Source organism: Achromobacter pestifer, from assembly GCF_902859625.1.
Classification (GTDB): domain Bacteria; phylum Pseudomonadota; class Gammaproteobacteria; order Burkholderiales; family Burkholderiaceae_B; genus Achromobacter; species Achromobacter pestifer.
On record NZ_CADIJX010000005.1, the window covers coordinates 505,459 to 517,868 of the forward strand.

11 protein-coding genes are annotated in these 12,410 nt (G+C 62.2%); 3 read left to right on the forward strand and 8 right to left on the reverse strand.

What is annotated here, in order from left to right; translation table 11 throughout:
• Positions 1–251: 251 nt before the first annotated feature.
• Positions 252–1,592: a C4-dicarboxylate transporter DctA gene (locus HV753_RS21445; protein ID WP_175176594.1), complete on the forward strand. Its 1,341-nt coding sequence runs from the start codon at positions 252–254 to the stop codon at positions 1,590–1,592.
• Positions 1,593–1,766: 174 nt separating this feature from the next.
• Entirely contained in the window at positions 1,767–2,330 is a 564-nt protein-coding gene (locus HV753_RS21450) for a PIN domain-containing protein (RefSeq protein WP_246288344.1), read from the forward strand.
• 33 nt (positions 2,331–2,363) lie between these two features.
• Here HV753_RS21450 and HV753_RS21455 read toward each other — a convergent pair whose 3' ends face one another.
• The 4 genes from HV753_RS21455 to rpsO form a co-directional block, all read right to left on the reverse strand.
• Complete coding sequence (locus tag HV753_RS21455; protein ID WP_175176596.1) at positions 2,364–3,581, reverse strand: threonine ammonia-lyase; 1,218 nt, start codon at positions 3,579–3,581, stop codon at positions 2,364–2,366.
• A 15-nt stretch (positions 3,582–3,596) separates the two neighbouring features.
• Positions 3,597–4,322, reverse strand: a complete 726-nt coding sequence (locus HV753_RS21460; protein ID WP_175176597.1) for a hypothetical protein — start codon at positions 4,320–4,322, stop codon at positions 3,597–3,599.
• A gap of 140 nt (positions 4,323–4,462) precedes the next feature.
• The gene (gene pnp, locus HV753_RS21465) at positions 4,463–6,625 is read right to left on the reverse strand and encodes a polyribonucleotide nucleotidyltransferase (protein WP_175176598.1); all 2,163 of its coding nucleotides are present in this window, start codon (positions 6,623–6,625) and stop codon (positions 4,463–4,465) included.
• 94 nt (positions 6,626–6,719) lie between these two features.
• Positions 6,720–6,989 carry a 30S ribosomal protein S15 gene (gene rpsO / locus HV753_RS21470; RefSeq protein ID WP_006223612.1) on the reverse strand — a complete coding sequence of 90 codons (270 nt, stop codon included), beginning with the start codon at positions 6,987–6,989 and terminating at the stop codon, positions 6,720–6,722.
• A gap of 299 nt (positions 6,990–7,288) precedes the next feature.
• Between rpsO and HV753_RS21475 the strand changes: the two genes are divergently transcribed.
• Complete coding sequence (locus HV753_RS21475) at positions 7,289–7,807, forward strand: hypothetical protein (protein WP_175176599.1); 519 nt, start codon at positions 7,289–7,291, stop codon at positions 7,805–7,807.
• 71 nt (positions 7,808–7,878) lie between these two features.
• On the opposite strand, the gene pssA is transcribed toward HV753_RS21475, so the two are convergent.
• The 4 genes from pssA to HV753_RS21495 form a co-directional block, all read right to left on the reverse strand.
• Positions 7,879–8,652 carry a CDP-diacylglycerol--serine O-phosphatidyltransferase gene (gene pssA, locus HV753_RS21480; RefSeq protein ID WP_175176600.1) on the reverse strand — a complete coding sequence of 258 codons (774 nt, stop codon included), beginning with the start codon at positions 8,650–8,652 and terminating at the stop codon, positions 7,879–7,881.
• A gap of 160 nt (positions 8,653–8,812) precedes the next feature.
• Positions 8,813–9,829 carry a ketol-acid reductoisomerase gene (gene ilvC / locus HV753_RS21485; protein WP_175176601.1) on the reverse strand — a complete coding sequence of 339 codons (1,017 nt, stop codon included), beginning with the start codon at positions 9,827–9,829 and terminating at the stop codon, positions 8,813–8,815.
• Positions 9,830–9,905: 76 nt separating this feature from the next.
• Positions 9,906–10,397 (reverse strand): acetolactate synthase small subunit, encoded by a 492-nt coding sequence (gene ilvN / locus HV753_RS21490; protein WP_006223608.1) that lies wholly within the window; start codon positions 10,395–10,397, stop codon positions 9,906–9,908.
• A 10-nt stretch (positions 10,398–10,407) separates the two neighbouring features.
• Entirely contained in the window at positions 10,408–12,177 is a 1,770-nt protein-coding gene (locus HV753_RS21495) for an acetolactate synthase 3 catalytic subunit (protein WP_281370984.1), read from the reverse strand.
• Positions 12,178–12,410: the final 233 nt, after the last annotated feature.

Consider the following 12,410-nt stretch of genomic DNA (forward strand, 5'->3'; position numbering starts at 1 on the left):
ACACACAGCAATACGGCGCGCGCCCCACGCCGCCGCCTACTGGCGCGCTATCACGACGCCAACTCCCCCCTTTTATCCTTGAAATGCAGGGTATGCCCCAGCAGTCACACCTGACATTCCGGTTTATCGTACCCATGTTTTGTATACAACTTAAGCATGCATCAATCAGTTAACTGACGGTTCGCCCGGCCATGCAGCACGCGCCCGACGCGGACCCTTTGCCGATACAGGCACACCGAGGGGACAAACTCATGCGCCGTTTTGCGACATCGTTGTTCGGTCAAGTCGTCTTCGCCCTAGTCCTGGGCGTCATACTGGGACTGGCCGCCCCAGACATCGCCGCCAAGCTCAAGCCGCTGGGCGATGCCTTCATCAAACTGATCAAGATGATCATTCCCGTGCTGGTTTTCTGCGTCGTGGTGCATGGCATCGCCGGCGCGGGCGATCTGAAGCGGGTGGGTCGCGTCGGCGTCAAGGCGCTGATCTACTTCGAGGTATTGACAACGCTGGCGCTGGCCCTGGGCCTGCTGGTGGCGATGGTGTTCAAGCCCGGCGCGGGCATGAATATCGACACCAGCACCCTGGATGCCTCGGCAATGAGCGCCTACATGTCCAACGCGGACAAGCTCACCAGCGGCGGTACCGTCGAATTCCTGATGAAGCTCATCCCCACCACCGCCGTCAATCCCTTTGCCACGGGCGACGTGCTCCAGGTCCTGCTGTTTGCCGTGCTGTTCGGCTGCGCCCTGTCGCAATTGGGCGAACACGGCAAGCCGGTGGTGCGCTTGATCGACGCAACCTCGCGCGTCATGTTCAAGATCATGGGCATCATCATCCGCCTGGCGCCACTCGGCGTGCTGGGCGCGGTGGCGTTCACCGTGGGCCAATATGGAGTCAGTTCGCTCAAGCAACTGGGCATGCTGGTACTGGTGTTCTATGCGTCCGTGGCGGTCTTTGTATTCGCCGTGCTGGGGGTGGTGATGCGCGTATGCGGCTTCAGTTTGATCAAGCTGCTGCGCTATCTGCGGGAAGAACTGGCGGTCGTCTTCGCCACCACGTCGTCGGACAGCGTGCTGCCGCAAGTCATCGCCAAGCTGCGCCACTTGGGTATCCGGGACTCCACGGTGGGCCTCGTGATTCCAACGGGCTATTCCTTCAACCTGGACGCCTTCTCCATCTACATCACGCTGGCAGCGGTGTTCATCGCCCAAGCGACCAATACGCCCATCTCCACGGTGGACTTGCTAAGCATCCTGGCCGTGGCCCTGATCACCTCCAAGGGGGCACATGGCGTGCCCGGCTCGGCCATCGTGATCCTGGCTGCCACCTTGCAAGCCATTCCGGCGATCCCGGCGATCGGTCTGGTGCTGGTGTTGTCGGTGGACTGGTTCATGGGCATCGCCCGCGCGCTGGGCAACCTGATCGGCAATTGCGTGGCCACGGTGGCGGTTGGCGCCTGGAACGGCGATATCGACCGCGAGCAGGCTCATGCCGTGCTGGATGGCAAGCGCCCGGCGAGTTTGGCCCCAGCCCCGGTTGATCCGGAAGCCGATGACGTCGTGCCCTTGCCTGGCTACCAAAGCCGCGCCTGACGCGCCGTCTGCAACGCCCCGGGGAAAAAACCTTTATTCTTGCGCCTCGCCTACCCTTTTCCCCACCTGGGCGAGCGGGACGCCACGTGCGTCCCGCCCGCCCAGGGGCCCGACCCCATCTTGACCGCTCCAGCCGCTTCTGCCCCTTTCATCGTCCTTGACGCTTGCGTCCTCATGTCCGGCATCCTGCGCCGGCTATTGCTGCGTTTGGCGGATGCCAACGTCTACATCCCGGTCTGGACTGACCGCATCGGCGAGGAATGGCGCCGCAACGCCTCGCGTATCTGGGATATTCCGCCGGAAGTGATGGCCGAGTTCTGGGCCGACATGAATGCGCGGTTCCCCGAGGCCAACGAGCGCGACACCGAGGTCTACGAGGCATCGCTGCGCTACAGCGATCCCAAGGACTTCCACGTGATCGCGGCAGGCTTGGCGCGGCGCGCGCGCTGCGGCCTGCAACAACCGCCCGTGGTGCAGGTGCTGACGTGGAATCTGAAGGATTTCAATCGTTCGGAATTGCGCCGCCAGGGGCTGGATGTCTACAACCCGGATCGCATGCTGGTGCAGTGGTGGCAAGCCCATGCGGATCGCATGCGCGAGGCCATCGCGCAGATACCTGCGGATTACGTCGCGCTGGGCCGTGAACCCGAACCATTGTCCGCGACCTTGCATCGCGAACGACTGTACGGCCTGAAAAGCCTGGTTGCGCGCGACGCCGCGACTCGCGACGCCGCCTGACGGCGACTCAGGGCCACGCCCTGGTCGAACGCCTTAATGATCGTGATTGCTGGCGGCAAAACCCGCCGCATTCAGAATGTCGATCACTTCCAGGATGTGATCCGGGCCGCGTGTCTGCAACACAAAGTCCACCTCGACATTGCGCACCGGCAATGACGTGAACGCACGCTGGTGATGCACTTCGGTGATGTTGGCCTGGGCGTCGGCAATCAGTTTGGTGGCGTGCGCCAAGGCGCCCGGCAGGTCGCGCAGGTCCACGCGAATGCGCGCCAGTCGTCCAGCGCGGACCATGCCGCGTTCGATCAGTTCGCCCAGCATCAGCGGGTCAATGTTGCCGCCCGTCAGCACCAGGCCGATGCGCTTGCCCTTGAAGCGGTCGCTGCCCGCCTCTTGTGCGCGCAGCAGCGCGGCCAGGCCGGCGGCACCCGCGCCTTCCACCACGGTCTTTTCAATTTCCAGCAGCACGACGATGGCGTGCTCGATGTCGCTTTCACTGACCAGATCGATGTGGTCGACCAGCTTGCTGACGATCGGCTGGGTCAGCGCGCCGGGCGACTTCACGGCGATGCCCTCGGCAATGGTGTATTGCCCCTGCGGCATCGCCACACCTTTGACGGCGGCGTACATCGACGGGAAGCGTTCGGTCTGCACGCCCACGATTTCGATGCCGGGCTTCAGGGCCTTGGCCGCCGTGGCAATCCCGGAGATCAGACCACCACCGCCGATGGCGATGACCAGCATGTCCAGCTGAGGCTGGTCTTCCAGCATTTCCAACGCCACGGTGCCCTGCCCGGAGATGACGGCTTCATCGTCATAGGGGTGGATCATGATCAGGCCACGCGCGCTTGCCAATTCATAGCCATGAGCCTTGGCATCATCGAAGGTATCGCCCGCCAACACCACTTCAGCGCCGAAGCGGCGCGTGTTCGCCACTTTGACCGTGGGCGTGAAGCGCGGCATCACGATCACGGCCGGCACGCCCATGCGCTGCGCATGGTAGGCCACGCCCTGGGCATGGTTGCCGGCCGACACCGCGATCACGCCCTTGGCGCGTTCGTCGTCCGACAGGGTCAGCATGCGGTTCAAGGCACCGCGTTCCTTGAACGAGGCCGTGAATTGCAGATTTTCAAACTTCAGCCAGATCTCGGCGCCGAAGATGTCGGACAGCGTGCGCGACAGGGTAAACGGGGTCTTCAGTACCTGGCCGCGCAGATTCTCGCGGGCGGTCTGGATAGAGGCGATATCGATCACGATGGGTAGATCCTGTTAGCGCACAGGCAAGAAATTGAACAACAGCAGGCCCTGCGCATAGTTGATCCCGATGCGCCGTGAATTCTCGCCGAGCAGGTTGGCGATCAGGTCCAGCCGGCCGATGATGGCGCCGAATTCGCGCTCAAAGCTAAGGTTCGTGGCGTTCGGGGACATTTCATTGGCCAGCAATAAGAGCTCGCCCTGGTTGTTGCGTCGCGACGCCAGCAACCAGGCGGCGGCCTCGACATTCCGTGCGGCATTGTAGACCCGCTGGCCGTCCAGCGCGTCGGTGGCGTACAAGCGCGTCTTGCCGTTGTGGGCCGCGATAATGGTGTCGGCCAGGCCATAGATGAAGGCCCCGACCCGGTCACCGGTGTAGTTGGGGTCCAGCGATACCGCCAGGATCTGGATATCCCGCAGGCCGGCCAGGTCGCTGGGGGGAATGCGGACTTCGATGGCGTGCTTGACGCGGTTAACCGCCGTCTTCTGGTCAGGCGAACCGGTCTTGCGCCATTCCCGGGGATTGCGGCGGTAGAGCTTGTCCAGCAAGGAATACAGGCTGGACAGGTTGTCGCGCACTTCCAGGGTGACGGTGCGGTTGAAATCGGTCTGGGCGAACTGGTCGGCCGACATGTCCTCGCCTTTCGGGCCGCGTTGACCCGGGCCTGGGCTGCTCATGCAGCCGGCCAGCAACGCCGTCAGCAGCGCCGCCGCGGTAGCGGCTCCCGGCCATCCCGTCATGCGTTGCCCATCCCATCCCCTTGTTCTTGTCCCTTTCTCGCGCACGACTTTACAGGAAAGGCGGGCCGAGTAGGAAGGGGCGCGGCCCAATGAAAAACGGCGCCGCAAGGCGCCGTTTTTCGATCAATCAGGCAACAAGCTTATTCAGCTTGCGGTTCCGATTGGGGGGCAGCTTCCGGAGCAGCAGCAGGTTGCTGTTGCTCGATGCCGCCGATTGCCTTGATGGACAGGCGCAGACGGCCCTTGTCGTCGGCCTCGATGACCTTGACGCGGACTTGCTGGCCGACCTTCAGCACATCGTTGATGTTCGCGATGCGGTAGTTGGCGATTTCCGAGATGTGCAGCAGACCGTCGCGGCCCGGCAGCACTTGCACGATGGCGCCGAAGTCCAGCAGACGCAGGACCGAGCCTTCGTAGATCTGGCCCACTTCGACGTCGGCGGTCAGTTCGACGATGCGGCGCTGGGCTTCTTTGGCCTGCGCTTCGTCGACGCTGGCGATCACGATCGTGCCGTCGTCGGAGATGTCGATCTGCGTACCGGTTTCTTCGGTCAGGGCGCGGATGGTGGCGCCGCCCTTGCCGATCACGTCGCGGATCTTCTCGGGGTTGATCTTGATGGTCAGCATGCGCGGGGCGAAAGCCGACAGCTCGCCACGCGAACCGTCCAGCGCTTCCTTCATCTTGGTCAGGATGTGCAGGCGGCCTTCGCGGGCTTGCGCCAGCGCCACTTGCATGATTTCCTTGGTGATGCCCTGGATCTTGATGTCCATCTGGAGTGCGGTGACGCCGTTTTCGGTGCCCGCAACCTTGAAGTCCATGTCGCCCAGGTGATCTTCGTCACCCAAGATGTCCGTCAGCACGGCGAACTTGCCACCGTCCAGGATCAGGCCCATGGCCACACCGGCCACGTGATCCTTGACCGGCACGCCAGCGTCCATCATGGCCAGCGAGCCGCCGCAGACCGAAGCCATCGACGACGAGCCGTTGGACTCGGTGATTTCCGACACGATGCGGATCGTGTACTGGAAGTCTTCCGGTGCCGGCAGCAGCGGGATCAGCGAACGCTTGGCCAGACGGCCGTGGCCGATTTCGCGGCGCTTCGGCACACCAATGCGGCCCGTTTCGCCGGTGGCGAACGGAGGCATGTTGTAGTGCATCATGAAGCGGTCACGGTACTCGCCCATGAGCGCGTCAATGATCTGCTCGTCTTGCTTGGTGCCCAGCGTGGCCACGACCAGCGCTTGCGTTTCACCACGGGTGAACAGCGCGCTGCCGTGTGCGCGGGGCAGCACGCCCAGACGCACGCTGATGGGGCGCACGGTGCGCGTGTCGCGACCGTCAATACGCGGTTCGCCGTTCAGGATCTGACCGCGGACAATGGCCGATTCCAGCGAGAACATGATGTTGTCGACGGTCACGGCGTCAGGCAGCGATTCGCCCTTTTCAGCGGCGGCGGCAGCCAGCTTGGCCGACACGTCAGCCGACACTTCACGCAGCTTGGTGGTGCGGGCTTGCTTTTCGCGGATCTGGTAGGCGGCGTTCAGGCCTTCCTGGGCAGCCGAGGTCACGGCGGCGATCAGGGCTTGGTCCTTGGCCGGCGCTTGCCAATCCCAATCGGGCTTGCCAGCGTCCTTCACGAGTTCGTGAATGGCGTTGATGACGGTCTGCATTTGCTGGTGGCCATAGACCACGCCGCCCAACATGACTTCCTCGGACAGCTCTTGGGCTTCCGATTCCACCATCAGCACGGCGTTTTCCGTACCGGCGACAACCAGGTTCAGCTTCGACGACTTCAGGTCCGAGGCGTTCGGGTTGATGGTGTATTGACCATCGATGTAACCCACGCGAGCGGCGCCGATCGGGCCCGAGAACGGGATGCCCGAGATGGCCAGAGCGGCCGAGGCGCCGATCATGGCGGCGATGTCGGGATCAATCTCAGGATTGACCGACAGCGTGTGGATGACCACTTGGACTTCGTTGTAGAAGTCTTCGGGGAACAGCGGACGCAGCGGACGATCGATCAGGCGCGAGGTCAGCGTTTCCTTTTCGGACGGCTTGCCTTCGCGCTTGAAGAACCCACCCGGAATACGGCCGGCAGCGTAGGTCTTCTCGATGTAGTCGACGGTCAGCGGGAAAAACGTCTGTCCCGGCTTGGCCTTCTTGGAAGCCACGACGGTGGCCAGGACAACGGTGTCCTCGATCGACACCACAACGGCGCCGGAGGCCTGACGAGCGATCTCGCCAGTTTCCATCACGACCGTGTGCTGGCCGTATTGGAACGATTTTGTCACTTTGTTGAACATGACGATTATTCCTTACAAATGAAAAACCGTGGCCGTCGCGACAATACGTCGCACCGACCACGGTTATTGCGTCATGGGGAGCCAGCCCCGTCGATCACTTACGCAGACCGAGTTTTTCGATCAGAGCGCGGTACGAATCGGGATTGCGGCCCTTGAGATAGTCGAGCAGCTTGCGGCGACGGCTGACCATACGCAGCAGACCGCGGCGCGAGTGATGGTCCTTCATGTGTTCTTTGAAGTGACCAGTCAGTTCGTTGATACGGGCGGTGAGCAGAGCCACCTGAACTTCGGGGGAGCCGGTATCGCCTTGAGCGCGTTGGAATTGCGCAACGATATCGGATTTCTTGATGTCAGCTACAGACATTGATGACCTCTTCGGACATGCGACAGGGCCGAGGTGCCCTGACGTGGTTTGGAAAAAATTTGCGTGGATCCGGCGATAAGCGTTTTTGCTTTCTCACTGCTGCTTCAATAGCTGCAAAGGTGACCCCGCTTTGGGGTCAAACCTTGCAGCCGGACTGCCGGCGCAAAGCATCTTGCAAAATCAATACACTTGATAAAGCTCGATGATTATAGCTGATTCGCTAGAATTACCCCAGAGACGGTTTCGTCCTGCCCGCGCAGGCTGGCAAGCGAGCGACCGGCGCCCAAGAGGAGCAAGGTATGTCTAATTATTACAAAACGGCCCGCATCGCGCTGGCTTCGCTGGCCCTGACCGGCCTGACCGCCTGTGCCAACCTGGCCCAGGTACCGCCGGGCACGCCCTACGCCGAGGTGCTGACGCAATTTGGCAAGCCTAACTTTGTCTGCCCGCAAGCCGGCGGCGGAGAACGAGTGATCTGGACCCAGCAACCGATGGGGCAATACGCCTGGGGCACCAACGTCGGCACCGACGGACGAGTGGGCCAAGTGGTGCCGCTGCTGACCGACGCGCACTTCAAGGTGCTTGAAACCGGCGACTGGGGACCTGACCGCGTGCGCTGCGAGTTCGGGCCGCCCGCCCGCATCGAAGAGACCGGCTTGGGTGAAAAGCGCGAAGTCGTCTGGTCATACCGCTATAAAGAGAATGGCGTGTGGAATTCGCTGATGTACGTCTACATGAGCCGCGACGGCAGCAAGCTGACGCACTTCCACCCCGGCCCCGACCCGATGTACGACGACGAAAAATTCATGTGGCGTTGATTGCATCCCGCCGCCACATCAAAAAACCCGCCAGCTGGCGGGTTTTTTTTAATGCGATCACGGGACTGGAATCAGGAAGAATGCCCGCGACGTTCTTGCGTCAGGCGGCGAGCCTTGTTCCAGCGCCAGGCCCACATGATCCAACCCGACAGGCCATACAGCACGAACAGGCCGAACAGCACGACCGGGGGGTCGCTGGACACGAACACGAACACGGCCACCACCAGCAAGATGCCCCAGAACGGCACGCTGCGGCCCAGGGCAAAGCTCTTGCCGCTGAAGAACGGTGCATTCGACACCATGGTGATACCGGCGTACATGGTCAGCGTGAACGCGACCCACGCCATCAGGCTGTCATGGATGGGCAGCTTGTTGTCCACCGCCAGCCAGACGAAACCTGCCACCAGCGCAGCCGCGGCCGGGCTGGGCAAGCCCTGGAAATAGCGCTTGTCGACGACGGCGATATTGGTGTTGAACCGCGCCAGGCGCAAGGCAGCTCCGGCCACATAGACAAATGCGGCCAGCCAGCCCCAGCGGCCCAGGTCGTTCAGGATCCACTCGTACATGACCAGCGCGGGCGCCACGCCGAAGGACGTCATGTCCGACAGCGAGTCGTATTGTTCGCCGAACGCGGACTGCGTATTGGTCAACCGGGCCACCCGGCCATCCATGCCGTCCAGCACCATGGCCACGAAAATAGCGATGGCAGCGACTTCGAAGCGGTCGTTCATGGCCTGCACCACGGCATAGAACCCCGCGAACAGGGCCGCGGTGGTGAATGCGTTGGGAAGCAGATAGATGCTTCGGTGGCGGTTCTCGGAATCGCGCATGGAAAAATTGGGCATAGTCTCAATAACTTACAACGGACTTAGAAAGGTTAACCCATCTGGCCCCGCTTGCGGGCCAGAGCAAGGATCGTGCCTGTAGAAAAAAAGCGGCATGCCCTCGCAGGCATGCCGCTTTGACCGCTGTTGCGCGGGGAATTCCCCCGCGCAGAGGCATCGATCAGTTCTTGGACTTGTCCACCAGCTTGTTGGCGGCGATCCAGGGCATCATGGCGCGCAGCTTGCCGCCCACTTGCTCGATCTGCGATTCCGCGTTGATGCGGCGGCGCGAGGTCAGGGTCGGGGCGCCGGCGGTGTTTTCCAGGATGAACTTCTTGGCGTATTCGCCGGTCTGGATGTCCGTCAGGCACTGGCGCATGGCCTTGCGGGTTTCTTCGGTGACGATCTTCGGGCCCGTTTCGTACTCGCCGAACTCAGCGTTGTTCGAGATCGAGTAGTTCATGTTGGCGATGCCGCCTTCATAGATCAGGTCGACGATCAGCTTCAGTTCGTGCAGGCATTCGAAGTACGCCATTTCGGGCGCGTAACCGGCGTCAACCAGCGTGTCGAAACCTGCCTTGATCAGCTCAACGGTACCGCCGCACAGCACGGCTTGTTCGCCGAACAGGTCGGTTTCCGTTTCTTCACGGAAGTTGGTTTCGATGATGCCGGCACGGCCGCCGCCGTTGGCGCTGGCGTACGACAGGGCCACGTCACGCGCGGCGCCCGACTTGTCTTGGTACACGGCCACCAGGTGGGGCACGCCGCCACCTTGCTTGTACGTGTTGCGCACCGTGTGGCCAGGGGCCTTCGGAGCGATCATGATGACGTCGATGTCTTCACGCGGCACGACCTGGCCGTAGTGGACGTTGAAGCCGTGGGCGAAAGCCAGGGCGGCGCCCGCCTTGATGTTGCCGTGCACTTCGTTGTTGTAGACGGAAGCGATGTTCTCGTCGGGCAGCAACATCATGACGATGTCGGCGGACTTGACGGCATCAGCCACTTCCTTGACTTCCAGGCCGGCGTTGGCGGCCTTGTTCCACGAGGCGCCGCCCTTGCGCAGGCCGACCACGACCTTCACGCCCGACTCATGCAGGTTCAGCGCGTGCGCGTGACCTTGCGAACCGTAGCCGATGATGGCAACAGTCTTGCCTTTGATGAGGGACAGATCGCAGTCTTTGTCGTAGAAAACTTTCATGGTTGTGCTCCAGATTCCAGTATTTTGGATATTCGATTAATTCAGATGTAGGGTGCGGCTTGGCCTGGAAGGCCGGTCAAATCTTCAAAATCCGTTCACCGCGTCCGATGCCGGACACGCCGGTGCGCACGGTTTCAAGGATGGCACTGCGGTCCAGGGCCTCCAGGAAGGCCTGTACTTTTTCCTGCACCCCGGTCAATTCGATGGTGTAGGACTTGTCGGTCACGTCGATGATGCGGCCGCGGAAGATGTCCGCCATGCGCTTCATTTCTTCGCGTTCCTTGCCCACGGCGCGCACCTTCACGAGCATCAGCTCGCGCTCGATGTGGGCGCCTTCGGTCAGGTCCACCACTTTAACGACGTCCACCAAGCGGTTCAGGTGCTTGGTGATCTGTTCGATGACCTCGTCGGAACCCGTCGTCACGATGGTCATGCGCGACAGCGTGGAGTCCTCGGTGGGCGCCACGGTCAGGGTTTCGATGTTGTAGCCCCGCGCGGAAAACAGCCCCACCACGCGCGACAGCGCGCCGGGTTCGTTTTCGAGGAGGACGGAAATCACGTGCTTCATGGTGGCCTCCTTACAGGTCTTCAGAGCCAAGCAGCATTTCGGTCAGCCCGCGGCCGGCCTTGACCATCGGCCACACGTTTTCCGTGCGGTCGGTGATGAAGTCCAGGAAGACCAGGCGTTCCTTGTGCTTGCCAAACGCTTCGCGCAGCGCGGGTTCGACATCCGCCGGACGCTCGATGCGCAGACCCACGTGGCCATAGGCCTCGGCCACCTTGACGAAGTCGGGCAGCGAATCCATGTAGGACTCGGAATAGCGCGAACCGTAGTCAATCTGCTGCCATTGCCGGACCATGCCCAGGAAACGGTTGTTCAGGCAGACGATCTTGGGCGTCAGGCGGTATTGATGGCAGGTCGACAGTTCCTGGATGTTCATCTGGATCGACGCTTCGCCGGTGATGACGGCGACGTCGTGCCCAGGGTTGGCCATCTGCACGCCCATCGCGTACGGCAGCCCCACACCCATGGTGCCCAGGCCGCCGGAGTTGATCCAGCGACGCGGCTTGTCGAACTTGTAGTACTGGGCCGCCCACATCTGGTGCTGGCCCACGTCGGACGTGACGAAGGCGTCGCCGCCCGTCACTTCCCAGAGCTTTTCCACCACGTACTGCGGCTTGATGACTTCGTCCGAGTTGGCGAACTTCAGGCATTCCTTGCCGCGCCAGGTCTCGACCTGCTCCCACCACTTGGTGATGGAGGCGGGCTTGTGCTCGGCCGAAGCGGCCTCGTACTGCGCACTGAGATCGGCCAGCACATCCTTGACGTTGCCGACGATCGGGACGTCCACGCGCACGCGCTTGGAGATCGACGACGGATCGATATCGATATGGATGATCTTGCGGGCGTTCTGCGCGAAGTGCTTGGGGTTGCCGATCACGCGGTCATCGAAGCGGGCGCCAATGGCCAGCAGCACGTCACAATGCTGCATCGCCATATTGGCTTCGTAGGTGCCGTGCATGCCGGGCATGCCCACGAACTGGCCGCTGCTGGCCGGATAGCCGCCCAGCCCCATCAGGGTGCTGGTGCAGGGCGCGCCCAGCTGCGACACGAGCTTGTTCAGCTCGGGCGCGGCGTTCGACAGGATGACACCGCCACCCGTGTAGATCATCGGCCGCTCGGCGGCCAGCAGCATCTGCACGGCTTTCTTGATTTGTCCCTGGTGGCCCTTGTTGACGGGCGCGTAGGAACGCATCGAGATCTCGCCCTTGGGCGGCGTGTACTTGCACTGCGCGACGGTGATGTCCTTGGGGATATCCACCAGCACCGGGCCCGGACGGCCCGTGCGCGCGATGTAGAACGCGCGGCGCATGGTTTCGGCCAGGTCCTTGACGTCACGCACAAGGAAGTTGTGCTTGACGCAGGGGCGCGTGATGCCGACGGTGTCGCATTCCTGGAAGGCGTCTTCGCCAATGGCCGCAGTGGGCACCTGCCCGCTGATGATGACCATCGGGATGGAGTCCATATAGGCGGTGGCAATGCCAGTGACGGCATTGGTCACGCCCGGGCCGCTGGTCACGAGGCAGACGCCAACCTTTTGCGACGAGCGCGAATAGGCATCGGCGGCGTGCACGGCAGCTTGCTCGTGACGAACCAGGATATGCTGAAATTTGTCTTGCTTGAAGATCGCGTCGTAGATGTAAAGCACTGCGCCGCCGGGATAGCCGAAAACGTGTTCCACGCCCTCATCGGCCAGGCAGCGCACGACGATATCGGCGCCATTCATTTCCATGTTGTATTTCCTTTCAGTACCGGCCCTGCAACCCTGACTGCTGCTCGCCCGGATACGGCGGCAACGGAACCCATACCGGCTACGACAACATGATCCGGCGCTTTGCGGCTCACGGAGCCACGCCACCCGGACACCCTGCCGACCCGGCACACGCTCGACAGAACGCAGTGCAAACGCCCCTTGGGGACGCTGGAGGTCGAAATGGAAGCTTTGGCAACACACGCTTGTGGCGCGGCCAACAGCAGGTATCTCTGCGGCAGGATGGCTGGGAGGTGACCCTGACCATC